At 54.5% G+C, this 23169-nt stretch carries 18 protein-coding genes; 6 read left to right on the forward strand and 12 right to left on the reverse strand.

From position 1 onward, the window contains the following. Positions 1–36 precede the first annotated feature (36 nt). Together ald and ttcA are read right to left on the reverse strand one after the other, a co-directional pair. The gene (gene ald, locus AAC019_RS06310; RefSeq protein WP_339897796.1) at positions 37–1140 is read right to left on the reverse strand and encodes an alanine dehydrogenase; all 1104 of its coding nucleotides are present in this window, start codon (positions 1138–1140) and stop codon (positions 37–39) included. A gap of 114 nt (positions 1141–1254) precedes the next feature. After that, positions 1255–2145, reverse strand: coding sequence for a tRNA 2-thiocytidine(32) synthetase TtcA (gene ttcA / locus AAC019_RS06315; RefSeq protein WP_339897797.1), 891 nt, complete (start codon positions 2143–2145; stop codon positions 1255–1257). Between the two features lie 306 nt (positions 2146–2451). Between ttcA and AAC019_RS06320 the strand changes: the two genes are divergently transcribed. From AAC019_RS06320 to bioA, 3 genes are all read left to right on the forward strand, one after another. Continuing rightward, the gene (locus AAC019_RS06320) at positions 2452–3231 is read left to right on the forward strand and encodes a PilZ domain-containing protein (protein ID WP_339897798.1); all 780 of its coding nucleotides are present in this window, start codon (positions 2452–2454) and stop codon (positions 3229–3231) included. Positions 3232–3267: 36 nt separating this feature from the next. Further along, a complete protein-coding gene (locus AAC019_RS06325) occupies positions 3268–4836 on the forward strand; it encodes a PAS domain-containing methyl-accepting chemotaxis protein (RefSeq protein ID WP_339897799.1) in 1569 nt (522 codons plus the stop codon). A gap of 100 nt (positions 4837–4936) precedes the next feature. Then, positions 4937–6223, forward strand: coding sequence for an adenosylmethionine--8-amino-7-oxononanoate transaminase (bioA, locus tag AAC019_RS06330; protein ID WP_339897800.1), 1287 nt, complete (start codon positions 4937–4939; stop codon positions 6221–6223). Positions 6224–6283: 60 nt separating this feature from the next. Here bioA and AAC019_RS06335 read toward each other — a convergent pair whose 3' ends face one another. From AAC019_RS06335 to adk, 6 genes are all read right to left on the reverse strand, one after another. After that, on the reverse strand, positions 6284–7291 hold the full coding sequence (locus AAC019_RS06335; RefSeq protein ID WP_339897801.1) for a tryptophan--tRNA ligase: 1008 nt from the start codon (positions 7289–7291) through the stop codon (positions 6284–6286). Between the two features lie 61 nt (positions 7292–7352). Beyond that, positions 7353–8474 carry a DUF3524 domain-containing protein gene (locus tag AAC019_RS06340; RefSeq protein ID WP_339897802.1) on the reverse strand — a complete coding sequence of 374 codons (1122 nt, stop codon included), beginning with the start codon at positions 8472–8474 and terminating at the stop codon, positions 7353–7355. Next, positions 8471–9805 carry a M18 family aminopeptidase gene (locus AAC019_RS06345; RefSeq protein ID WP_339897803.1) on the reverse strand — a complete coding sequence of 445 codons (1335 nt, stop codon included), beginning with the start codon at positions 9803–9805 and terminating at the stop codon, positions 8471–8473. Before AAC019_RS06345 ends, AAC019_RS06340 begins: the two co-directional genes overlap by 4 nt. A gap of 65 nt (positions 9806–9870) precedes the next feature. Next, entirely contained in the window at positions 9871–10581 is a 711-nt protein-coding gene (gene tsaB, locus AAC019_RS06350; protein ID WP_339897804.1) for a tRNA (adenosine(37)-N6)-threonylcarbamoyltransferase complex dimerization subunit type 1 TsaB, read from the reverse strand. A gap of 154 nt (positions 10582–10735) precedes the next feature. Next, positions 10736–11491 carry a hypothetical protein gene (locus tag AAC019_RS06355; protein WP_339897805.1) on the reverse strand — a complete coding sequence of 252 codons (756 nt, stop codon included), beginning with the start codon at positions 11489–11491 and terminating at the stop codon, positions 10736–10738. A 601-nt stretch (positions 11492–12092) separates the two neighbouring features. Next, positions 12093–12746, reverse strand: coding sequence for an adenylate kinase (gene adk / locus AAC019_RS06360; protein ID WP_339897806.1), 654 nt, complete (start codon positions 12744–12746; stop codon positions 12093–12095). Positions 12747–13155: 409 nt separating this feature from the next. On the opposite strand from adk, the gene AAC019_RS06365 reads away from it, so the two are divergent. Further along, entirely contained in the window at positions 13156–13485 is a 330-nt protein-coding gene (locus AAC019_RS06365; RefSeq protein WP_339897807.1) for a type 1 pili tip component, read from the forward strand. Between the two features lie 25 nt (positions 13486–13510). On the opposite strand, the gene AAC019_RS06370 is transcribed toward AAC019_RS06365, so the two are convergent. The 3 genes from AAC019_RS06370 to AAC019_RS06380 all read right to left on the reverse strand — a co-directional run bounded on the left by AAC019_RS06370 (position 13511) and on the right by AAC019_RS06380 (position 17692). Then, the gene (locus AAC019_RS06370; RefSeq protein ID WP_339897808.1) at positions 13511–14041 is read right to left on the reverse strand and encodes a shikimate kinase; all 531 of its coding nucleotides are present in this window, start codon (positions 14039–14041) and stop codon (positions 13511–13513) included. Positions 14042–14224: 183 nt separating this feature from the next. Next, positions 14225–15871 carry a methyl-accepting chemotaxis protein gene (locus tag AAC019_RS06375; protein WP_339897809.1) on the reverse strand — a complete coding sequence of 549 codons (1647 nt, stop codon included), beginning with the start codon at positions 15869–15871 and terminating at the stop codon, positions 14225–14227. 105 nt (positions 15872–15976) lie between these two features. Continuing rightward, a complete protein-coding gene (locus AAC019_RS06380) occupies positions 15977–17692 on the reverse strand; it encodes a potassium/proton antiporter (RefSeq protein ID WP_339897810.1) in 1716 nt (571 codons plus the stop codon). Between the two features lie 137 nt (positions 17693–17829). Between AAC019_RS06380 and AAC019_RS06385 the strand changes: the two genes are divergently transcribed. After that, the gene (locus AAC019_RS06385) at positions 17830–19836 is read left to right on the forward strand and encodes a VacB/RNase II family 3'-5' exoribonuclease (RefSeq protein ID WP_339897811.1); all 2007 of its coding nucleotides are present in this window, start codon (positions 17830–17832) and stop codon (positions 19834–19836) included. Positions 19837–19869: 33 nt separating this feature from the next. Beyond that, a complete protein-coding gene (locus AAC019_RS06390; protein ID WP_339897812.1) occupies positions 19870–20331 on the forward strand; it encodes an EVE domain-containing protein in 462 nt (153 codons plus the stop codon). A 61-nt stretch (positions 20332–20392) separates the two neighbouring features. On the opposite strand, the gene AAC019_RS06395 is transcribed toward AAC019_RS06390, so the two are convergent. Then, positions 20393–22966 carry a pectinesterase family protein gene (locus tag AAC019_RS06395; RefSeq protein ID WP_339897813.1) on the reverse strand — a complete coding sequence of 858 codons (2574 nt, stop codon included), beginning with the start codon at positions 22964–22966 and terminating at the stop codon, positions 20393–20395. Positions 22967–23169 lie beyond the last annotated feature (203 nt).

Below are 23169 nucleotides of genomic sequence, written 5' to 3' on the forward strand. Positions count from 1 at the left end.
ACGGCGATTGCGTCATTATTATGGCTTCGTAAAACATTACCAGCGGGACTCATGATAAGGCTTATCAAGCGCCTCGGCGACAGCTTGATGAGTAATCTTACCCTGATGCACATTAACGCCGCGAGCGAGCCATGGATCGTGCTTAAGCGCCGCCAAACCACCCGATGCCAGTGCCTGCACGTATGGCAGTGTCGCATGAGACAATGCCAATGTCGATGTTCGCGCCACGGCACTAGGGATGTTGGCCACACAATAGTGCAGTGTTTCCCCCACATGGTATGTCGGGTGCTCATGCGTGGTTGGGCGTGAGGTGGCAAAACAACCGCCCTGATCGATGGCCACATCCACCACTACACTGCCCGGCTGCATCGCTAAAATATCGTCGCGCTCCAGTAAACGCGGTGCACTCGCGCCCGGAATCAACACGGCCCCGATCAACAAATCGGCGCTAAGCGCGAGTCGGACCATACTATCGTGGGTGGCAAACACGGCATCAATGGCGCCGCGAAATACATCATCCAGCTGACGCAGCCGCGGCAACGAGGTGTCCATTACCGTCACGCGAGCACCCAGCCCCACCGCCATCCGCGCGGCTTGGTAGCCAACAACGCCACCGCCGATAATCACAACATTAGCCGGCGCAACACCGGGAACGCCCCCCAGCAACACCCCGCGGCCACCGCGAACAGATTCGAGGTGATAGCATCCCGCCTGCACCGCCAGCCGGCCGGCGACCTCCGACATTGGCGCCAGTAAGGGCAGCTCTCCCCGACCGGAACCCACGGTTTCATAGCCAATGGCGGTAGCACCCGAGCGCAACAGATGATCGGCCAAATCGGGCACTGCCGCCAGATGTAAAAACGTAAACAGGATTTGCCCGGCCCGCAGCTGATCGCACTCGGATGCCTGCGGCTCTTTGACTTTGATTATCAACTCGGCAGTACTAAAAACGGCGTGCGCGGACTCAACCACGTGCGCCCCCGCTTGCCGGTAGGCCGCATCGTTAAAACCACTGCCCACACCGCAGCCGGCCTGTACCGTAACCTCATGACCGTCGCGGGTTAACTCCGACACCGCGGCGGGCGTCAGGCCGACACGAAGCTCGTCGTGTTTAATTTCGGTGGGTACGCCAATTTTCATCGCGACTCTCCTTGCTCTGCTCGTATTACATCACCGGATACAGTATCAGTATAGATCAGGGCAGGCGCCTGTCTGTTGCGCGAATGTCACAAACAGGCACTAGCGACAGGCGGGTTAAAGCTCGACGGCCTGAATCGTATTGGCGGGTTTGGACTCGCCGGCATTAGGGGTAAGCGCCAGAAAATCAAATAAATTTCGGTCGGCAAGCTGTGATGGAGCAACGTTACAAATGGCCGAAAAAATGGTCTCTAAGCGGCCGGGGTGCGATTGCTCCCAGGTGTTAAGCATCTCTTTAATCACCTGGCGCTGCAGGTTCTCTTGCGAGCCGCATAAATTACAGGGAATAATCGGAAACTCTCGCATCTCGGCAAAAGCCGCTAAATCTTTCTCTTTGCAATACGCCATCGGCCGAATCAACACATTGCGGCCATTATCGGCCAACAGTTTAGGCGGCATCGCTTTAAGCTTACCGCCGTAAAACATATTAAGAAACAATGTTTCGATAATATCGTCGCGGTGATGACCAAGCGCAATTTTAGTTGCCCCTATTTCATCCGCAAAACTGTACAAAGTGCCACGTCGCAAGCGCGAACAGAGCCCGCAAGTCGTCTTGCCCTCCGGCACCAGCTCTTTCACAATGCTGTAGGTGTCTTTTTCGACGACGTGATACTCAACACCCAGCTTTTCAAGGTAGGCAGGCAGCACATGCTCGGGAAACCCCGGCTGCTTTTGGTCCATATTAACCGCCACCAAATCAAACTTGATGGGCGCGGTTTTTTGTAAACCCAGCAATACATCCAGCATACCGTAGGAGTCTTTACCACCCGACAGGCACACCATCACCTTATCGCCTTCGCTGATCATATCGAAGTCGGCAATGGCCGTGCCGACCTGGCGGCGCAGGCGCTTTTGCAGTTTATTAAACTCAAGCTTTTGCTTGCGCTCAGGCGTCGCCTGTGGCTCAGCCTTAGGCTTTCCGGGGTAGATGGATACCAAATCACTCATACATAAAACCTGCACTATTAACTCGGGTGCTGTCGCCGACCAAGCGCTTATCGATTGTCAAAGTCGCACCCACGATCATGGGGCGCCATTGTACGGATTTTAAACATAAGTGCGAAGCCTTTTGCCGCCGGGCGGCAGGCCTTTGCCGATTTTTCTTTGCGGCTCGCCCTGTCGGGCGTTAAGCCGTCCCGCAGCCCCCGAATACCGCGGACAAGCATTCCGTATCGCTCTGGCACACGGATTGCTAAATCCACACCACGAGCAACACTATCGGCGCTGTGATGCGCCCTGGCACAGGAAGACACCGTGAAGCACACCTTTTGGCGCGAGCTTATGCGCCCGCTTATGACCCTCGGCCGGACACCCAACACGCCCCTCACCGAGTGGCCCCCTGCCCGCACCCAAGCCAGCCAGCACTGCATAGACGCCCTTAACCAGTGGCTGACAAGCCGGCGTATACTGAGTGTTGGCAACGCTCAGTATCAGGGGCAAAGCCTTATTTTGGCGCTCGACAGCAAGCGCGACATCCTTTGGCTCGACGATATATTCCCCGCACCCGAGCGGCTCGAACAAGGCGATACTCTGCAAGTTAGCCTGCGTCAGGGGTTTGAGCACTGCTATTTTACAGCGAGCGTGATTACTGTCGTCCACAGACCCGCAGGCCGTATGATTGCACTGCCAATGCCCAGTGAAATCCATCGCGCCCCGCGGCGGCGCCACCGTCGCTTTTGCCTGCCTGGGCCGGCGCTCACGGTCAGAGTCCGCGCCTCCGGCCACAGCGCCGAAACCGCACAGGTTATTAATATCAGCGCTGGCGGAATACGCATTGCGATCAACGGTAATGCCCTCGCCGCCTATCGCCCGGGCACGGCTTTGCCTTTTTGTCGCTTTGCGCTAGGCCCCGATATTATGGTTGGCTGCCGCGCCACGGTAAAAGCTGCCACGCTCGACAAAAATGCCGGGCGCCGCACTCAAGTTAGCCTTGCCTTCGCCGATATCCCCTTAGGGCAACGCCAACAAATCGATGCCTACCTGCACAAGCTAGAGGCATTGCAGGGGCTCCCTCAGGTCCCTGCCAGCGCCTAACACACCAGACAATGAGCTGTACTTCGGAGTTAAGGAATGCGCAACAACGGGCATGTCACGGGGCGGGAAGTCCCGGTTCAAGCCGGCGATGAGATCGTCTCGTCTACCGACACACAGGGTAAAATTCAATTCTGTAACGACACTTTTTGCCAGATCTCAGGCTATGAGCGCGATGAATTAATTGCGCAACATCACAATATTCTGCGCCACCCGGATATGCCGCCAGAGGCCTTTGCCATGCTTTGGCAAGCCCTTAAGCAGCGCAAAGCCTGGATGGGGATTATTAAAAACCGCTGCAAAAATGGCGACCATTACTGGGTCAGCGCCTATGTCACCCCCGTCGGAAAACGCGGTACGGTAAGTGGCTACGAGTCGGTGCGCGTGCAGGCCGACCGGGCGGTAATCAGCCGCGCCGAAAACGCCTACAAACGCTTACAGAGCGGCAAACCTGCCTGCCCGCCCTTAAAGGCATTTTATCAGCGCGGCCAAACCGGCATAGGCTTGACCCTAGCACTGCTATTAACAAGCGCGGTCTACTGCTTCACCAATCAGCAAAGCGGGCTGGGCTATGCCGTGGCCGGCGGTCTTTCTATTGCGCTTGGGTTGTTGGCGCAGTGGAGTCACCAACTAACCTTGCGCGGCGCACTTGAGCGTGCCCGGGCAAATCATCACGATCCGGTAGCGGCCTATATTTATACCGGCCGGGCCGACGCTGTGGGTGAGATTGAACTCGCTAACCTCGCATTAGCCGCGCGCTTAGGTACCGCGCTGGGCCGTTTTCAGGAGTCTGCCGCAACCCTTAAAGGTCAGGCCGATACCGCCCAAACCCAAGCGCAGGCCACTTTTCAGCGTATGGCCGAGCAGCAAAGCCAAACCGCCAGTGTGGCCCACGCCATGAGCCAAATGTCTCAGGCCGTACAAGAAGTGGCACAGGGCGCCAGTGAAACCTCCAACACCACAAGCGACGCTATCAAAGAGGTCGAGCGTGGCAACGAAGTGATCAGCCACGCCAATAGCGCCATCAATGAACTCTCTGCCACGGTCAATGCGCTTAACAATGTACTGGCAAGGCTCACGGAAGGCAGCGGCAAAATTGCCAGTGTCGCGGATGTGATTCGCGCCGTGGCCGAGCAAACCAACCTGCTCGCTCTCAACGCCGCCATCGAGGCCGCCCGCGCCGGCGAGCAAGGCCGTGGTTTTGCCGTGGTGGCCGATGAAGTGCGCACCCTGGCGCAGCGTACCCAGCGCTCCACCGAGGATATTCAGGCCATTATTGGCGAACTCTCGGAGAGTACTCAACTGGCCGGCGACAACATGGCCCAGTGTCAATCACTGGTGGATCGCAGTGTCAGCGAGATGGTCAATGTCAGCGACGCCCTCGCCGCGATTACCAGCGCCGTAAGCGCCATCGATTCACTGTCGCATCAAATTGCCGCCGCCGCCGAAGAGCAGTCGGCTACCGCCAGTGACATCGACAACAATACCCGCGCTATTACGCAAATTGCCGACGAGACCCGAGCGGATATCGATGCCTCAAGCCGCGCCAATCAGGAAATGGCCGAGCTTGCCGCCGATCAATTTGACCTGGTACAACGCTTTGGCTAAGTAAGCCTGCGCCGCACTCTTTGGCAAGCTCATGACTTGCCAAAGAGCGGTAAAACCCGTAGTTTTGGCCGCCTTTATACACAGATTTGAGGGGCTACCTATGGCGCTTAGCAACGATGAAATTTTGGCCGGTGACCGCGCTCACGTCTGGCACCCCTACTCATCTTTTTTAACACCCTCGCCAACCTATGCCGTGCGTAAAGCGCACGGTGTGACCATCACTCTGGCCGATGGCCGCGAGTTAATCGATGGCATGTCGTCCTGGTGGAGCGTGCTGCACGGCTACAACCACCCGCGAATGAATGCCGCGCTCGTCGCTCAATCTGAGCAGGTGAGCCATGTGATGTTTGGCGGGCTAACGCACGAGCCGGCGGTGACTTTGTGCCAAAAACTGGTCGAGCTAACCCCACCGGGGCTCAATAAAGTGTTTCTCTCGGATTCGGGCTCCGTTAGTGTCGAAGTCGCCATGAAAATGGCCCTGCAATATTGGCACTCGCAGGGCCGGCCAGAAAAACATCAGTTTTTAGCCTTAAAAAAGGGCTACCACGGCGATACCTTTGGCGCCATGAGTGTGTGCGACCCCGTCACCGGCATGCATCACCTGTTTAGCGATAATTTGATACGCCAGCGTTTTGCCGAGCCCCCCGCCAGTGATTTTTACGGTGAGTTCGACCCCGCCGATCTCGACAGCGTCAAGCAGCACCTGGCCCATCAGCACCAGATTGCCGCCTTAATACTCGAGCCTATTGTGCAAGGCACCGGCGGTATGCGCTTTTACTCGCCTGAGTATTTACGCCAGCTGCGTGAGCTGTGCGATCAGCATGAGGTATTATTGATTGCCGATGAAATTGCCACCGGGTTTGGCCGCACCGGTAAACTATTCGCCTGCGAACACGCCGGCATAAGCCCGGATATTTTATGCCTTGGAAAAACCCTGACCGGTGGTTACATGACCCTGGCCGCCACTTTATGCAATGACAAAATCAGTGACGGTATTTGCCGCGGTGAAGCCGGCGTGTTTATGCACGGCCCCACGTTTATGGGCAACCCCTTGGCGTGTGCCATGGCCAACACCAGTATCGACTTACTGCTGGAAAACAACTGGCAGCAACAAGTGGCAGGATTAGAAGCGGGTTTAATTCAGGGGCTGGCGCCCTGCCGGGCATTGCCTGCCGTGGCCGATGTGCGGGTACTGGGCGGTATCGGCGTGGTGGAGTTACACGAGCCGCAATCACTGGATGTGCTGCAGCCGATGTTTGTCGCCGAGGGTATTTGGGTGCGCCCGTTTGGCAAGCTGGTGTATGTGATGCCCCCCTACGTGATGTCGGCCGATGACTTGGCCACGCTCACCCGGGGTATATACAACGTTGTGTCGAAACTAAAATAAAAGCCGGTGCCAGGCTGTCGCGAACAAACCCCGGCACCGCCTGGCACATCAAAGCGCGGCTTACACCATCGCCTTTAAGCCAACCGCCTGGCGCAGTTGCTCCATCAAGGGCTTGCTGTACTGCCGCGCTTTTGCCGCGCCTTGCTGCAATATCTCTTCGATATCGGCAGGCCGCGCCATTAAGTCTTCATAGGCCTCGCGCGCATCGCCGAGCTGCTCATTCACTAGCTCAAACAACTGCCGCTTGGCCTCACCCCAGGCGATACCCTCGGCAAATTGCGTGCGCATCTGCTCGGTTTGTTCGACGCTGGCAAAAGCCTCCCAAATTTGAAACACCGTTGAGGTATCCGCATCTTTCGGCTCACCCGGCTCTAACAAATTGGTTTTGATTTTGTTGATGTGCTTTTTAAGCTGCTTCTCGGGTAAAAATAACGGGATGGTGTTGTTGTAGCTTTTGCTCATTTTGCGCCCATCCAGGCCCTGTAATACGGCTACCTTATCATCCACCTGAGCCTGCGGCAGTACAAAATGCTCACCATAGTGGTGATTAAAACGCCCGGCAATGTCGCGCGCCATCTCGACGTGCTGTATTTGATCTTTACCCACAGGCACCACATTGGCGTTAAACATTAAAATATCCGCCGCCATCAACACCGGGTAACCATAAAGCCCCATGGTCACGCCATAGTCCGGATCTTCACCCGCCTCTTCGTTGGCCGCCACCGCCGCCTTATAGGCGTGCGCGCGATTCATCAAGCCTTTTGCCGCCATGCAGCTAAGCAGCCAACACAGCTCGGGAATTTCCGGGATATCCGACTGACGATAAAACACCGCTTTGTCAGTATCGAGGCCAAGGGCCAGCCAGGTTGCCGCGATTTCGCGACGCGATTGCTCGATCCGGGCCGCGTCATCGCACTTAATAAGCGCATGGTAGTCGGCTAAAAAATAAAACGATTGCAATTCGGGATCCTGGCTTGCCGCAATAGCAGGCCGGATGGCGCCAACATAATTGCCTAAATGAGGCGTGCCGGTGGTGGTAATGCCCGTTAAAACACGTTGTTTGCTCATGGAGTACTCTTTTATTTCGAATCACTTGCGGCTTTTAAGGGCGCCTATGATACAGGTTCACTTAAAGCCTGTGTAGCGCCGTTAAATCGAGCAGTAAGCGGCGGTACTGATCGCCACCGCGAGCCCACTGTAGGCGGGACAAATCCACCGGCGCGGCGCGCGATGCCGGATCGAGACGCGCGACGATAGCATCGGCAAACGCCGTGGCATCTGCCTCAAGCTCCCCTGTGACCGGATAACAGGCGGCCGCACCAAACCATTCGGGGTAAGCTTGACGGGCCGGCACCACCGGCGTGGCCCCGGCGGCCACCGCCTCAAGTACCGATAAACCCTGAAAGTCGTGATCCGCGCTCGATAGCACAATGTCACTCAGTGCCAATAACTCGCGGTAGTGCTCGGCGGGTAGATAACCCCACTGCCCCAGTGCGCCCGCCTCACGCAACAGATCCCGTATCGCGGTAAACTCGGTCGGAATCTGACGAAACGACTGACCCACCACATGCAACACAAACGGCAGTTTGCCGTTAAAGCGCGTAAGCAAACACTCTAGCGCTCGCAACAGCAAGGCGGGGTTTTTGTCGTACTCCCAGCGGTGATTCCAGATCAGTTGCACCCGGCCATCGTCGTTGACAGGTCTAGCCGGTAATTCAAAACAACGGTCTTCCAACAATACGGGGATTATTCGGGTGCGCTCACGCAGTGCGCTAACAAGCCCGCCCGGAACCAGATCGGGCAAGCGGCGCAGCAACTGTTCAGCGCCGGCAAAAAAAGAGTCGCGGTTAAAGGCGGTATTAAAGACTAACTGATCGGCACACAAGGCGCTGTATAGCGTAACGATTTGCGGTTCGACCGAGGCGTGAGCGCGATGGCTTTTGGGGTAGGCAAACTGATTTTCATGAAAGTAGAGCGCGGTTGGCAATTGCGCGAGCGCCGGCACCATACCCCGCAGCGCCGAGAGATCCACCATGCTGGTGGCAATCAGCGCGTGATAAGAGCCTGTAAGCGACTCGCGATGTAAGCCGGCAAAACTTAAACTGTTACCGCGAATGCGCCAGCTAAAGTGCCGTGGCGGCAAGGCGATTTGAGTAAAGTTAAAATCGTCCAGGTAACGCGCAAGGCCCTGGCGCCAACGCTGATGGCTGGCGGCATCGTAACCCGATAACAGTAAAACCCGATCACTCAAACGCTCTGGCCTAAACGCAGTGGACGGCAATAAAAAAGTTCCAGCACGTGCTTTAAGGCAAACGCATCATCACTGCCAGCCAGCTCCCTGATCGAGTGCATGGCAAAGGTCGGCACGCCGATATCGATAGTGCGAACACCCACCTCGGCGGAGGTAATAGGCCCAATCGTGCTGCCGCATTCCATATCGCTGCGCGAGACAAAACTCTGCACCGCAACCCCCGCCTCTTGGCACAACAGCCGAAACATTCCGCTGGTTTCACTGTTAGTGGCGTAGCGCTGATTGGCGTTTACTTTAATAACCGGCCCGGCATTTAGCACCGGTCCGTGCTGCGCGTCGTGTTTGGCGGTAAAGTTGGGGTGTATACCGTGAGCATTATCCGCCGAAATCATAATCGAGCGATCCAAGGTGCGCATACGCTCGCTGACATCGGGAAGCAACCGCTGTAAAAACTGATCGAGCATCGGGCCTTTTGCGCCACACGCTGAGGCGCTACCCACCTCTTCGTGATCGTTACACACCAGTAAACGGTGTTGATTACCATCGGCGGCGAGCAGCGCCTGCAAGCCCACATAGCAGCTGAGCAAGTTGTCGAGCCGTGCGCTGGCGATAAACTCGCGTTTTACTCCGACAAGAGCCGGTGCCTGCGTATCGTACAAGCACAATTCAAAGTCGAGAATATCCCCGGCCGCTATAGCGGCGGTACCGCTGCCGTGTTGTTTAAGTTGCTCGGCCAATAGCTGTGCAAACCCCGAAGTATCATCACCGCTCTCGGCCAACATCAACACCGGCACAATATCTTGCTGCGGGTTAATCGAGCGATTGCGGTTTGCCTCGCGATCTAAGTGAATCGCTAAACTCGGCACCACCGCTACCGGCGCCTTAAAATCCACCAAACAGCTGCACGGCTCAGAGCTCGCATCTTTATAAGTGACCCGGCCGGCAATCGACAAATCCCGGTCAAACCAGGTATTGAGCAATGCCCCGCCATAAACTTCGACCCCTAGCTGATGATAACCCGCACTTTTTATATCGGCCTGAGGTTTAACTTTTAAACAGGGGCTATCGGTGTGGGCGCCCACCATGCGAATGCCCGTCTCTGCAAAAGCCTCGCCGGCGTGGACAAACGCTAATATAGAAGAGTCGTTACGGGTAACAAAATAGCGCCCGCCTACTTCCAGTTGCCAGTGATCTGACTCATAGAGCCGTTCAAAACCGGCCTCGGATAATCGCCGGGCCATCTCGTCCGTCGCATGAAACGGCGTCGGGCTGGCGGCGATAAACTGCAGTAAATCCTGATTAAAGTCGTTTTTTAAAGAGGCACTTGTCATTGTGGACCCGAGAGTTGTGGTTCAAAAAAGGTATCATAAAAGCTAAAGGGCAAACCTTATCGTCGTTATTGCGGTTCAGCCGAGCGAATGCGCTGACGCTTTTGCCAGGAGATCTCATTGCGCAAATATACCGGTTGCACCTGGTCGACCGCCATTGCGCCACCGGCCGCCAACTGCATAGCGCCAAGACGGACAATATCCTGCGCGTGTGGATACACATCCACAACAAAGTCTGCACCGAGAGCGGCCAATGACGCGTACTGCCAACCACTGCCAACACCGGTAAAAGGCCGCTGCCCGGTTAACAAATTAACCGGGGCATCCGGTGCTGTTACACGGTCAGGGCACAGCGCCGTGGGAATTTGTGAGCGGCTCGGGCAATCGTACAACCCCCAATAGATCTCGCCCATACGCGCATCAAGTGCACTCAAGATGCACCGGGCGGGTGGTAGCTGTTCATCAAAGGCCCGACCATAGGCCATCGCCATCAGGGTTGAAACCGGCAATACCGGCAAATCGGCGCCAAATGCCAACCCCTGCACAACGCCCATACCAATACGCAATCCGGTGAACGAGCCAGGCCCTGCGCCAAAGGCAATCGCGTCGAGGTTGTTAACGCTCTCGCCCACTTCGGCAAGGAGCTCAGCCACCATAGGTAGCGCGCGCTGGGTATGGCTTTTGGCGGCAAGCTCAAACCGCTCAAGAATCAGGTCGCCGTCACAATAGGCTACCGAGCAGGCGTCACTTGAGGTATCTAGCGCGAGTAGTTTGGCCATAGAATCATCATAGGAATACGAATAAGGCGTTATTTTGACAGATTGTCGCCATTAGCCTCAACAACCTTAGCGCTTTATTAGGTCTGTTAACAAAAAAGCCCTCTACTGCTGGCAGCGAGGGCTTTTTTGTTCGACTCGGTGTCGCTAACTGGACTTAGGCCTTTTTAGGCGGGCGTCCACGTCGGGTTGCCGCCTTTTTGCGTTTTGCCGGCGCCTTGCGGGTACTGGTTTTAGCTTTTACGGCCGTCACAGAGGCGGCTTTAGGCTTTGCCTTGGTTTTGCGCTTGGTTTTGGTCTTAGCTTTTGCTTTGGCAGCTTCTTTCTTTTCTAAGGCTTTAATTTTAGCTTTGGCCTTTTTCTCGGCAACCTTAGCCTTAGCCTGCATTTTTTTGGCGGCGGCTTTGACTTTTTTAGAGTCGGCGCTGGCGCGAGCCTTTAACCACTTCGCCTCAAACGCCGCTTTGGCCTTGGCCAAATCTTCCGAGGCTGAATTCGCCAGACGCGCTTCGACCTCGGCAATTTTCGCTTTGCTGGTTTCCTGTAGGGATCTTACCGCGGCCAGAGATTTCTCTTTGGCTAAACGCGTCTTTTGTTCGGCTAGCTTTACCCGCAGCGTTCGCGCTTTTTCGGCCGCGCGTGTTGCCGCCCCCGAGGCGGCTTTGGCAGAGCGCTTATCACCCGCTTTCGCACTTTTACTGGCTTTTGCCCGGGCCGCCGTTGCTTTAGCACGAGCCGCATCAACTTTTTTGGTTTGTTCATCGAGCTGCGCCTGAGCCTTATCGACCGCGAGCTGGACTTTAGCGACCGCCGGATCAACCGCACTTACCGGGGATTTACGGGTGGGTGTTTTACGTTTAGCAGGCGCTTTACGTGCCGCTTTTTTCGCAACTTTTTTCGCAACTCTAGCCATGAGATATCTCCCAAATGTTATTTCTCGTACGCATCAAAAAATGCCGTTGTATCGGTGCGCGCCGCAGGCGCACGACAAATACTATTTAAAAAACGCACACTTTGCACGTTTGCAGCTCACTTTTAGCAAAAAACAATCAATAATATAGTCGAAAAATTATTAAACCGGCAAAAAAGTAACAACTGCGGCGTATTTTTTAGTTTTTAAATAAAGTTTCTGTTGTTTGAACAAGCTCGACTAAGCAACGTCTCAGCGCAAAATGTCATCCATGTAAAAATCCCACGCTAAAAACACAAAACAAACGCCGCTATCGTTAAAAATACAACGCCTCTTCACGTTACCAACCTCGCTACCAGAGCATTGTCGCCCCTGGAGTTACGTCTTTGGCAACAAATCATCGCGCTAAAACGAGTGAGTAAAAGAATGGTTTAAACCCATTAGGCCGGTTAAACATCCACTGCCGAACCTAAGATTAAACGACTTTTAAAGACCGTTAGCGTCGCGCGCATACCTCAAAATAACCCACGATTAGAAAGTTCAGACAATAAAAAAGGCCCCGAAGGACCTTTTTAGGTGTTGCCTGCAGGACAAAGCCGCTTAATTAATCGGCCAGCACTGAAAACAACTGGCTGCGGATACTGTCAACACTGCCAACGCCCGCTACCCGGGTAAAGCGTGGGACGTCACCGCCTTTAGCCTCTAAAGCTTTATAAAATTCGACCAGCGGTTTGGTTTGCTCGTGGTAGACAGACAAGCGCTTGCGCACGGTTTCTTCTTTGTCGTCTTCACGCTGCACAAGAGTTTCCGAGGTTTCATCATCCAAACCGGGATTTTTAGGCGGGTTGTGCTCGACATGATAAACCCGGCCAGAGGCTTCATGTACCCGACGACCGCTAAGACGGGCGACAATTTCTTCATCGGCAACGTCAATTTCAATGACATGATCGATATTGATGCCGGCATCAAGCAGCGCCTCGGCCTGTGGGATAGTGCGAGGAAAACCATCAAACAAAAAGCCTTTTTCGCAGTCATCGGCGGTAATACGCTCTTTAACCAAAGCGATAATAAGATCATCCGGCACCAAGCCGCCGGCGGCCATAATATCTTTGGCCTGTAAGCCCAGAGGTGTGCCCGCTTTAACCGCCGCGCGCAACATATCGCCGGTAGAGATTTGCGGAATCCCGAACTTATCCATGATCATTTTTGCCTGAGTGCCTTTACCTGCACCCGGTGCCCCCAATAATATGACCTTCATTTACAATCACTCCTCAGTATAAATTAGTCGACCTATCAGGCCTGAGCGGTCATCTGGCGCTTTTAATCGCCTTGGTACGACTTAGTGCCGTCCTGTACCGCCGTCATTGTTGCCTTACCGTTCTCGCCAAGCGAACCATTAACGCCTATGAGCGGTCTGCCTCAGTAAGCAAATTCGAATAAATATTGTGCAGAAAAAAGGCGATACGATACACCGCTGCCAACACAATCACAAGGCAGGGCCGATCTTGAGGCATAAGCCATTGTTTCATATACCCATTGTGGCTATATTAGTAGTAAGCCCTGCGCACTTGCGGCGACTCAAGCGGTTACTGCGCACGGCTAACAAGCGCAGGCGCAACCAGATCGCACCTGCTATTGACCGATCGGCAACGGAAGAGGTAACGGATATGAAGCCCAGCGAATTACTAGGCCATTGGGAAAAAACTGCCAGCGGCGAAATGACCCGCTCCGCCTATCACGTAGCTTTGCCTCTGGAGGATGCCGCCAAGCTGGAGGCTCTGCAGCAGATGTACCCCAAGCGCAGCATCGAGCAACTGATTGGCGATTTATTAAGCGCAGCACTGTACGAGTTAGAAGAGTCTATGCCTTATGTAAAAGGCACCAATGTGGTCGCGCACGATGAGATGGGTGACGAGATCTACGAAGACACCGGCCCCACCAGCCGATTTTTAGAGCTTACCCAAAGTAAATTGAAAGCGCTAAAAGACGCCGGCTAGCCGACGCCTGGCCCAACCCGCTGTCTCAGGCGTCTTTATCGGCGTACTGACCGCCCTCTTCATAAATAACTTCACTGACAATCTGTGCCGGTGTTTTACCCCGACAATCAATGGTGATGTCAGCGTGGCGCTGGTACAGAGGTAAACGCTCGGCGTAAATATCACTCAGACCATGGGCCGTTGGGCTGGCGATTCCGCGGGTCGAAAAGTTATCGACCCGCGCCTCGACGCCGGCCAGATCCAGGTCAAGAAAGATCACCTGACCAAGTGACTTAAGCAGCCCCATCGCCGCCTCGCTATACACCACACTACCACCAGTGGCGATCACATGGCGATCGCACTCGAGCGAGAGTACTGTGGCCTCTTCAAGCTCGCGTAGGTGGCTGTAATCTACGTCGTAAACAATATCCTGCAGGGTTTTACCGGCGTGAGTCTGGATCAGCAAATCGGTATCGACAAACTCTCGCGCCAACTCTTTAGCCAGCAGCACACCGACCGTGCTTTTACCCACACCTGGCATACCAATCAAAATAATACTCTCACCGTGAACCGTCACATTAACTCCTGCGCTTGGGGTTGAGGATAGCAGGCTGTTGTAAAACCCCTTGCATGCTCAGCGTGGTCTGAAGCGTGCAGCTGCTGTGCATTGTCTCGACGAACAGGGTGGCTCCCTTTACTAGAGACAAGGCGCGGCAGATGTGCGCTTCAGACCACGCCCTACGGGGTTTTCAACAGCCTGCTAAACCTTAAAGTTTCCTACCAGCTGGCGCAAGTTGTCAGACAGAGTGCTGAGCTCGGCACTGGCCTCTGCCGTTTTGCTGGCGCCGCCTGAAGTATTCATCGCCAGCTCATTAATTTCCACTAAATTCTTATCAATTTCGGCCGTTACCGAGCTCTGCTCTTCAGCCGCCGTGGCAATTTGAATCGCCATATTGGTAATAGCGCCCACCGCTTCGCTAATGCTAGCCAGCGACTCACCGCCATCGTTGGCCGACTCGACCGCCTCGCCAGTCATCTCATTGGCGTGCGCCATCGCCTGCACAGCCCCCTGAACCCCGGTTTGCAACTGCGCTAACATTTGCTGAATATCTTCGGTGGACTCCTGTGTGCGGCTCGCTAGGGTCCGCACTTCATCGGCCACCACGGCAAAGCCCCGGCCCTGATCGCCAGCCCTGGCAGCCTCAATCGCCGCGTTTAGGGCCAGCAGGTTTGTTTGTTCGGCCACACCGCGAATCACATCAATCACCGAGGTCACATTTTTGGCTTCGTTCTCCAGCTTGCCCATTACCGTTGCGGTCTCGTTAATGCGGGCCGACAGTTCCTCGACCCGGCTGACCGCGGTACGGATACGGCCCTGGCCGATCTCGGTGACATTGCTGGCATTTTTGGCACTTTCGGCGGTTTCATTGGTGTTTTGCGCCACCTCTTGAATGGCCATTGTTAACTCGTTAACCGCCGTGACCACCATGGTAATGGCGTGACACTGCTCATCGGCCGCTTTTTGACTACTGCTGGAAACCTCAAGCAACAAATTGGCCGATACCGCCACCTCTTCGGTATTACTGCGAATCTGACCGATCAGCGCCTGCAGCTTATCCATAAAGCGGTTTACATGACCGGCCAATTCACCCAGCTCGTCGCGGCTGCTGGCATCGAGGCGAATGGTTAAATCGCCATCCCCCTCAGCAATATTATGGATTCGTGCCCCGATAGCTTTAAGCGGGCGGATAACCATCATGGGTAAAAACAGTACCGCAGCAACAGCAACGATCAGACAAATAACGGCAATAATAATTAGCGTCCCGGATATGAAGGTCGCATCGGCTTCGATTTGTCGGGTAAATTCATCCACATGGGTTAAGCGCCGCTCACCGACAACATCTAAATGTGTGCGTACGGCCTCAAAGTAGCTATAGCTTTGTTCAAAGCCTGCCTGCTCGGCGGCATCGATCGCCATGGGGTCGCCCAGGCTCGCCTGCTGGATGAGGTTGCGGCTATACTGATACCAGGTATCGTACAGCCGTAAAAACTCATCGTGCTCTGCCTGAGTGCTGGTATTGGATATCTCCAATGATTTCAGAAAACGCGATTTAGCCTGGGCCGCGTTCTCTTCAAACTCCGCCTGTAGCGCCGCTGTGCTCGCACCACTCACACCACTGATAAACATGGTGCGCTCGGCCGTTAAAGCCTGATAAAGATCACGGTCGGCCTGCAACAGCAATTGCAGCTCTTGTAGGTTAGTTTTGGCGATGGTGTTGGCATGAGATGACAGCTGGTTTGCCGAGTGCACCGAGTACAGGCTCGAGTACAAAAAAAGCGCAGCCAATAGCAGCAGGGGTAAGGTAAGCTTCCAGCGAAAGCTCATATTATTGAACCAGGCAAACATAAGGCGTCCCTCTCAAGACCTTGGCGGCACAAAACGGTGCCACCTGATTATTTTATTATCGGCAGAGATGGCCGAAACTTTAACTAGCCCGAGGCCCAGAGCGCGCTAGCGATGCAGTTTTAGGCTGACTTTTACAACCTTGGCCTCCTGCATTTCCAGCACAATAAATTCGACATTGCCCAGGCGTACCCGGTCACCCACCACCGGCTGTTTGTACTTTTTATAAATGTAGCGCCCAATACTCCAGTTGGCCATGTCCTCGGGCACAGCAAAGTTATACAGCATCCCTAAATCGGCCAGCTTCGCCCTTGCGGTAAACACAAACTCGCCAAAAAATGCCTGTGCATTAAGCCGGTCGGGCTCGAGCTCGCCCACCAAGACTTTATCCAGCGCTTTCAGGGCGTCGGGGCGGGCCAGCAAATACACATGATCTCCCGCCAACAAAGTCGGCACCTTTTGCAGCGGAACCGGCTCTTCGTCGCGCATGATGCACAGTAACTGGGTTTGGTCCGGGAGCGGCAAGTTATTTGAATCCATTTTTAACGACGGTGAATCCTGCGACAGCTTATAACCCACAAACTCAAAGCCTGCCTGCCCCGGCACGCCCAGCTCAACCCGCTGCACCCGGGCCGAGCTAGTGGGTACATCCAGCTTTAACCAACGCGCCAACGGGGCGACCGTCCAGCCTTGCAACACCAGCGAGATCAGTACAATAAAAAAGGCGATATTAAAAAAGAACGGCCAGCTCTCGAGCCCGGCGAGCCACGGAAACATCGCCAGCACAATCGGCACGGCGCCGCGCAGGCCAACCCAGGATATAAATAACGTCTCGCGCCAGGAAAACTGAAAGGGCAAAAGTGAAAGCGTTACCGCCAGCGGACGGGCGATAAAGATCAAAAACAACCCGACCAGCAGCGCACTAGAGGCATAGGTTACCAACTCGCTGGGGGTGACCAGCAGCCCCAACATCAAAAACAGGCTGATTTGGGCAAGCCAGGCGATGCCATCGTGAAAGCGCTGGATGTTGTACAGGCCACGGGATACCCGGTTGCCGACCATCAGGCCGGCCAGATACACCGCTAAAAAGCCACTTGAGTGTAACACCGCGGCCACACCAAAAATCGAGATACCGCCAAACAAAGCCAGTAACGGATACAGCCCTGGACTCAGCGCCAGCTTGGTAACACCCCACGCCAACACACGCCCGCCGGCAAGCCCCACGGCCGCGCCAACGCCCATCTGCCAGACAAAGGCCAGCAACATCGAAGCGTGAAAGCCAGTTTCGCCCAGCCGAATAAACTCAACCACCGTGATGGTTAAAAAGATGGCCATCGGATCATTCAGACCCGACTCAATCTCCAGGGTCGCCCCCACCCTGGCCTTCAGCGCCAGGCCTTGCATATTCAGCACCGAGAAGACCGCAGCGGCATCTGTGGAGCCGACAATAGCGCCAATCAGCATACCTTCGACCCAGGACAAATCCAGCATCCAGGCGGCAAACGCGCCGCAAACAGCGGCCGTCACCACAACACCAAACGACGCTAACACCAAAGCTGGCCGCAGCCCTACCCTAAAGTTGGTGATATCGGTGCGCAAACCGCCATCGAACAAAATAACCGCCAGGGCAATAGTCCCCAAAAACAGCGCTGACTGCACGTCATCGTAGGTGATTTTGCCAATACCATCTTCACCGCCCAGCATGCCGACCAGCAAAAACACCAATAACAGCGGCATCCCTACTCGCGGAGAGAGTGCGCTGGCCAGGATACTGATCAAAAACAGAACAGCACCAAGTAATATCAACTGATTAAGTACATCCATAAAAGTAATAATACACCAACTTGACAGAGTTAAAGCGCTAGCGGCTTAAAATATCTAACTGCCAAGCGCAGCCAGCGCAATCAGATAATTCCTGTTATCATGCGCCCTATTCTCATGCCCAGAACAAGTTGTTATACATGCTCAGTAAAGACGCTATTTCTCAGCTTTCGCAGTTAAAGTCATCCATCGTCGCCGACAAAATCTACGCCGAGGGGCTCGTCCGCCCCACAGCCAAACGGTTTGGTTTTGTCCGGCTGGACGACGGTCGTGACGCCTTTTTAAATCCCGATCAGATGTTGCGCGTACTACCGGGCGACCGGGTTAAAGTCAGCCTGACTGAAAACAACAAAAAACAGTTGGAGGCAACCCTAGAGAGCTTGCTGGATACGCCGCTCAAACGATTTGTCGGCCGCTATGTGCGCAAAGGGCCGGCGCATTTTGTCGAGCCCGATTTACCGCCGTTTAACCGCTGGCTATTTATCCCACCGCAAGAGCGCACCAACTGCGCCGAGGGTGATCTGGTCGCCTGCGAGCTGGTACGACACCCGTTTAAGCACGACGGCAAAGCACAGATACGGGTCATTAATCGCATTGGCCGGCCCGACGAAATTGGCATTGAGGGCCGCTACATTGCCGCTAAATTCGATCTGCCCAGCGAGTGGAGCGACGCGGCACAGGAGCAGAGCCAAAATATCAACATCGCGAGCCTCAGCGATAGCGACCGCGTTGATTTAACCGAGCTGCCTCTGGTAACCATCGACTCCGAGTTTACCCGGGACATGGACGACGCCGTGCACGCCGAGCGCAACGGCGAAGGCTGGAAACTCACCACGGCCATCGCCGATCCAAGTGCGTTTATTCAGTATGATTCGCCGCTGGACCAAACCGCCCGCACCCGCGGTAGCACGCTGTATTTACTGGGCTACCCGATCACCATGCTGCCTACCGAGCTATCCCACGATACCTTCTCGTTGATTCCCGACGAGATCCGGCCAGCGCTTGTGTGTACGCTGAGCATTGATAGCAGCGGCAAAATAACCGACTACCGTTTTCAACAAGCGTTAATTAAATCGCACCACAAGCTTAACTATCAGGCCGTGAGCGATTTACTCGAGGGCAAGGCCGAGGGCGATGACAGCTATGCCAACCTCCCGGAGGCCGTGCGCAATAGCCTGGCGGCACTGCAAGAATGCGCCAGCGCCCGCTTAAATTATCGCCGCGAGCACGCACTGGTTATGGAAGATCGCGCCGATTATCAGTACTGGCTGAACGATCAAAAGAAAATTGACCGCATTGAAAAGCGCCATCGCAACAGCGCACAAAAAATCGTCGAAGAAGCCATGTTGGCCACTAACATCTGCGCCGGCCGCCTGTTTAAAGACAACCCCAACACCGGGCTCTACTCAGGGCATATTGGGTTCAGGCCCGAGCGCCTCGAAGATGCAAAACAACTGACCGCCGAACACCTGCCCGAGCTTGCCGAGTCTGACCTGGCAAAGCTTGCGAATTTTCAGGCACTGTTTAAGCACTTGCGCAGCAATGCACCGCAAAACCCCGAGCTCAATGTATTGCTCTCTTTATTACAGCGGTTGCAACAAGCCGGCAGCTTAAGCGCCGAGCACCAAAGCCACTTTGGTCTGGGTTTTGACGCCTACGCAACGGTCACATCGCCGATTCGCCGCTATCAGGATTTATTTAACCACTACGCCCTCAAGGCAATACTGAACGAGAACAAGCCACCGGTCGCCCCTGGGGAGCTGGCCGAACAACAACAGCAAATTCTGATTCGGGGCCGCCAGGCCAGCCGGCAACTGGAGCACTGGCTGTTGTGCCAATACTTATCCGAGCAGCAAGTGGGCACTGTCCACTTCGGCAGCGTTACCGGCGTCAGCCCTAACGGCATTAATGTCCGGCTAGATGACATCGGCTGCGATGGCTTTGTGCAGCTATCGGAAAAAGGCAAGCCGCGACCTAAATTTGACAGCCGCCGCTTACAGCTAACAACCGAGACCAAAAACTACACTCTGGACGAGACCATAGCCGTAAAAATATCAGCGGTTGATGTCAACGCCCGACGCATCAGTTTAGAGCTGGTTGATCAGGCGGTTGCCGAGCGTTTGCAGGCGTTTGAAACCGACGAGTAAAACGCAACCGGAGCGTTTAAGCGGAGACCAATAATGCCCCAGTATTGGCTGTTTAAGTCAGAGCCGGATTGTTTTAGCATAGACGACCTGGCACAGGAGAGCGGACAAACAGCCCGCTGGGATGGCGTACGCAATTTTCAGGCACGTAACTTTTTACGCGATCAGGTAAAGGTTGGCGACCTGGTGTTTTTCTATCACAGCCGCTGCAAAGCTATTGGCATTGCCGGTACCGCCGAAGTAACGGGCGGCGCCTATCCCGACCCGCAACAATTTGACCCTCAAAGCCCCTACTTTGATCCCAAAGCCGAGCCGGACGCCCCTCGCTGGTTTTGCGTTGATCTAACCCTTAGGCAAAAATTCGCGCACATCATCACCCTCGAGCAAATAAAACATATCCAAGAGCTCGACAACATGATGTTGCGCAAGCAGGGGCGCTTATCGATACAGCCAGTCACAAGCCGCGAGTGGCAAGTGATTAGCCAACTGGCGACGTAACACAACATTACTGAACAAAAAAATGCCGGCGAGTGCCGGCATTTTTATGGTATCGCTCGGCCTAGGGCTCCGGGTTCCAACCGGCCCCGCCATTGTAACCGGCAAATACCGACGCCCGATCTAAATAAGCTGCCGCTTCACCGCTCGATAAAACATAGCCCGACTGTCGCGCTGATAAATCCAGTGGATTGCCATTTAAGTCGGTACTGCCAAACTCCTTCCAACCCGATTGCGCATTCGCCAGCTCCGGGTTTGGTGCCGGCTGGCTGTTTACGCCCTCACCGGCCCAACCGATATCGGCGATATGAGCATCCATTTGGCAATTTACAAACGTGACGTTATCGTAGTTTTCGGCTTTGCCGCCGCTGCGCGCCAAATAACTTGTGCCATCGGCTATCACGTTGCCAGTAGGCCCTGCACCACGGGTTAGCCGCGAGTTTAAAAAGACAAAACCCGGGTCGGTGATGTTTTCGGTACGAGCCTGCAAAATATACCCATCACTGGAGCCTTTGGAATCGCCCAGCGAGCGAATTTCACTGTTTTCAAACAGCGATGCCACACTGTAACCCCAAATAAAATCGACATTACCGGCGACCAAAGTGTTGTAAAACCAAGTGTAGCCTTTAAGCAGCAACGTATCTTGCTCACTGATAAACGAGGAGTTTTTAGCAATCAGGCGATAGCTGCTGTTAAAGTAAATCGTCTCGGCCTGGTTCGAGGCGTTATCCACACGAACATGATCATTTTTAAGAGTAATGCCATCTAACACCAGGTTATCGACACCCTCGACCAAAAACACACTGCGTCCACCGGCCGGAGTACCTGGCCCCGGCGGCGCGCTTGAGCCAGAACCGCCGTTGAGAGACTCGTAGTTATCGTAATGAATAACCACTTTGTCGGCGCCCGCGCCACTTAAGGTTACGTTGTTTTTACCGCGTAAAAACAGCATCTCGTGGTAGTCACCCTCGCTGATGGTAACGGTTGCCGCATCGTCTTTTGCCACACTGGACATCATATAATTTAACGCCCCTTGTACCGTGCGAAAGTCCGCGGCACCATCGTCATCAACCGTAACCTCACTGCCGGTAGGCGCCGCCGCTTGCGTGCTAAAGCTCCAGTTGGCGTTATCACCTAAACCGGTAAACGCAACGCCGTTTAACTCTGTACCTGTCACCACACCATCACCGATGGCAACGTAATAATCAGTGCCGTACTCCAGCAAGCCATTGTGGGGTTTTATGTGCAATGTATTGCCCTCCACGGTAAACGGCGAGTAGTACACACTGCGCACGCGGTCTTGTCCGGCATAACCAAGGCTATCGACTTCCGTACCCAGGTTGATAACATCGACTAACGCATTGTCGCTTGCGCGAAAAATACGTACCGAGCCAATATCACCCAATGTAGGTACAGCATCAAAGGTAATGGCCAGCGCGTCATCGATATGAACCTCCGTCGCGCCACTGGCTGGGTATAGCTGACCACTCAAATCACCGTACTCAGTGTTCGGCATGGTGAAGCCTTCGGCAACCGCCACATCGATACGGCGCGTAATGCTCGGGTCTGAGCCGCTGGTAAAGGTGACCGTAGCATCGCCTTTTGCCAAAGGCGTTAGCGATACCTGAGTACCATCCACTGCGACGGCGACAACCGCCGGGTCGGAGCTCTCAACACTAAAAGTATCCGCTGTGGTACCGTCATTTTGCAGTGCCGCTACCGTTACCACCAACGGCGCATTACCGGCTTCAACCTCCCAGCTTGGATCGGCATAATCAAGGGTTAACTGCACGGGCTTAACGGCCGGGTCACCCACTTTAATATCGTCAATCTCAAACGAGCGGTTGTAGGTATAAAGCCCTATTAGCCCCTTGTCGGCGTAGTCGGCATCTTGTGTTGTGCCAAGCTGCTCACCGTTTAGGTAAACCGATAAACTCTCGCCAATCATCTCAAAGCGCACCGTGTACCACACGCCATCGGTCTCGCCCGCCTCGCCGAGCAAAATAGGTTTGCTCGCTTGCACGGGGCGTGAGATAGCGCCATCGACACTTCTGGCAACCTCTACCTTGGTGCTGCTAGAGGAATTTTGCACATTTAAACCACCGGCGTGCCAATTACCCGGGCTTTGATAGCGCGCCATCAGGTACAAAAACTTGCTGGCGGTATTGCTGTTTTGCCGCGGGCGAATGCGCGCCTCGACAAAGTAATCGGCGCCTGGCACATCGGCAAACGCCTCAGGGGTGACCAGCAATAGTTCGCCATCGACTTTATTCGGGCCGGCGGTAGCGGCCGTATAGCGCAGTATGTTATTGCCGTTATCGTCCAAAATATCAAACGTACCGGTTGCACCACTGGTGTTATCCGGGCTGGCCAATACATCCCAGTTAGCCAACTCACCGCTGGCAAAATCATCACAAAAATACAAACCGGTTTCCGGGCACACAAAAGGCCCACCTACCGGCACTTCCGGTTCGGGTTCGGGTTCGGGTTCGGGTTCGGGTTCGGGTTCGGGAGTTTGCCCAGAGCCGGTATCACCGGGAATATTAATAACGATGGGATCATCGTCGTCGCTGTCGCTGCCACAACCGGCGAGCACGCCCAATAACACGGCCGCCGATAATAGATAGCCAGTTTTCATCTCTCGTTCCTTTTATTATTAATTATGTCTTCGCGCTCCGCGCACCTTAAGGCTGTTTGCCCAAAACAGGTCAAACATCAACCTTACCAATATGAATATTGGCCCGACCAACCATAACACCACCAACTTACCAAACTCAATAGTATGATATTTAAACCCGTCTCCCTAAAGGCCCATACGGCCCACAAACAATTGACAAACAT

Source organism: uncultured Gilvimarinus sp. (genome assembly GCF_963975215.1).
GTDB lineage: Bacteria > Pseudomonadota > Gammaproteobacteria > Pseudomonadales > Cellvibrionaceae > Gilvimarinus.

What these genes read in the sequence shown, in the direction of transcription:
- ald (WP_339897796.1), bottom strand. Translation starts at nt 1,140, where the DNA reads ATGAAAATTGGCGTACCCACCGAAATTAAACACGACGAGCTTCGTGTC.
- ttcA (WP_339897797.1), bottom strand. Translation starts at nt 2,145, where the DNA reads ATGAGTGATTTGGTATCCATCTACCCCGGAAAGCCTAAGGCTGAGCCA.
- AAC019_RS06325 (WP_339897799.1), top strand. Translation starts at nt 3,268, where the DNA reads ATGCGCAACAACGGGCATGTCACGGGGCGGGAAGTCCCGGTTCAAGCC.
- bioA (WP_339897800.1), top strand. Translation starts at nt 4,937, where the DNA reads ATGGCGCTTAGCAACGATGAAATTTTGGCCGGTGACCGCGCTCACGTC.
- AAC019_RS06335 (WP_339897801.1), bottom strand. Translation starts at nt 7,291, where the DNA reads ATGAGCAAACAACGTGTTTTAACGGGCATTACCACCACCGGCACGCCT.
- AAC019_RS06345 (WP_339897803.1), bottom strand. Translation starts at nt 9,805, where the DNA reads ATGACAAGTGCCTCTTTAAAAAACGACTTTAATCAGGATTTACTGCAG.
- tsaB (WP_339897804.1), bottom strand. Translation starts at nt 10,581, where the DNA reads ATGGCCAAACTACTCGCGCTAGATACCTCAAGTGACGCCTGCTCGGTA.
- AAC019_RS06355 (WP_339897805.1), bottom strand. Translation starts at nt 11,491, where the DNA reads ATGGCTAGAGTTGCGAAAAAAGTTGCGAAAAAAGCGGCACGTAAAGCG.
- adk (WP_339897806.1), bottom strand. Translation starts at nt 12,746, where the DNA reads ATGAAGGTCATATTATTGGGGGCACCGGGTGCAGGTAAAGGCACTCAG.
- AAC019_RS06365 (WP_339897807.1), top strand. Translation starts at nt 13,156, where the DNA reads ATGAAGCCCAGCGAATTACTAGGCCATTGGGAAAAAACTGCCAGCGGC.
- AAC019_RS06375 (WP_339897809.1), bottom strand. Translation starts at nt 15,871, where the DNA reads ATGTTTGCCTGGTTCAATAATATGAGCTTTCGCTGGAAGCTTACCTTA.
- AAC019_RS06380 (WP_339897810.1), bottom strand. Translation starts at nt 17,692, where the DNA reads ATGGATGTACTTAATCAGTTGATATTACTTGGTGCTGTTCTGTTTTTG.
- AAC019_RS06385 (WP_339897811.1), top strand. Translation starts at nt 17,830, where the DNA reads ATGCTCAGTAAAGACGCTATTTCTCAGCTTTCGCAGTTAAAGTCATCC.
- AAC019_RS06390 (WP_339897812.1), top strand. Translation starts at nt 19,870, where the DNA reads ATGCCCCAGTATTGGCTGTTTAAGTCAGAGCCGGATTGTTTTAGCATA.
- AAC019_RS06395 (WP_339897813.1), bottom strand. Translation starts at nt 22,966, where the DNA reads ATGAAAACTGGCTATCTATTATCGGCGGCCGTGTTATTGGGCGTGCTC.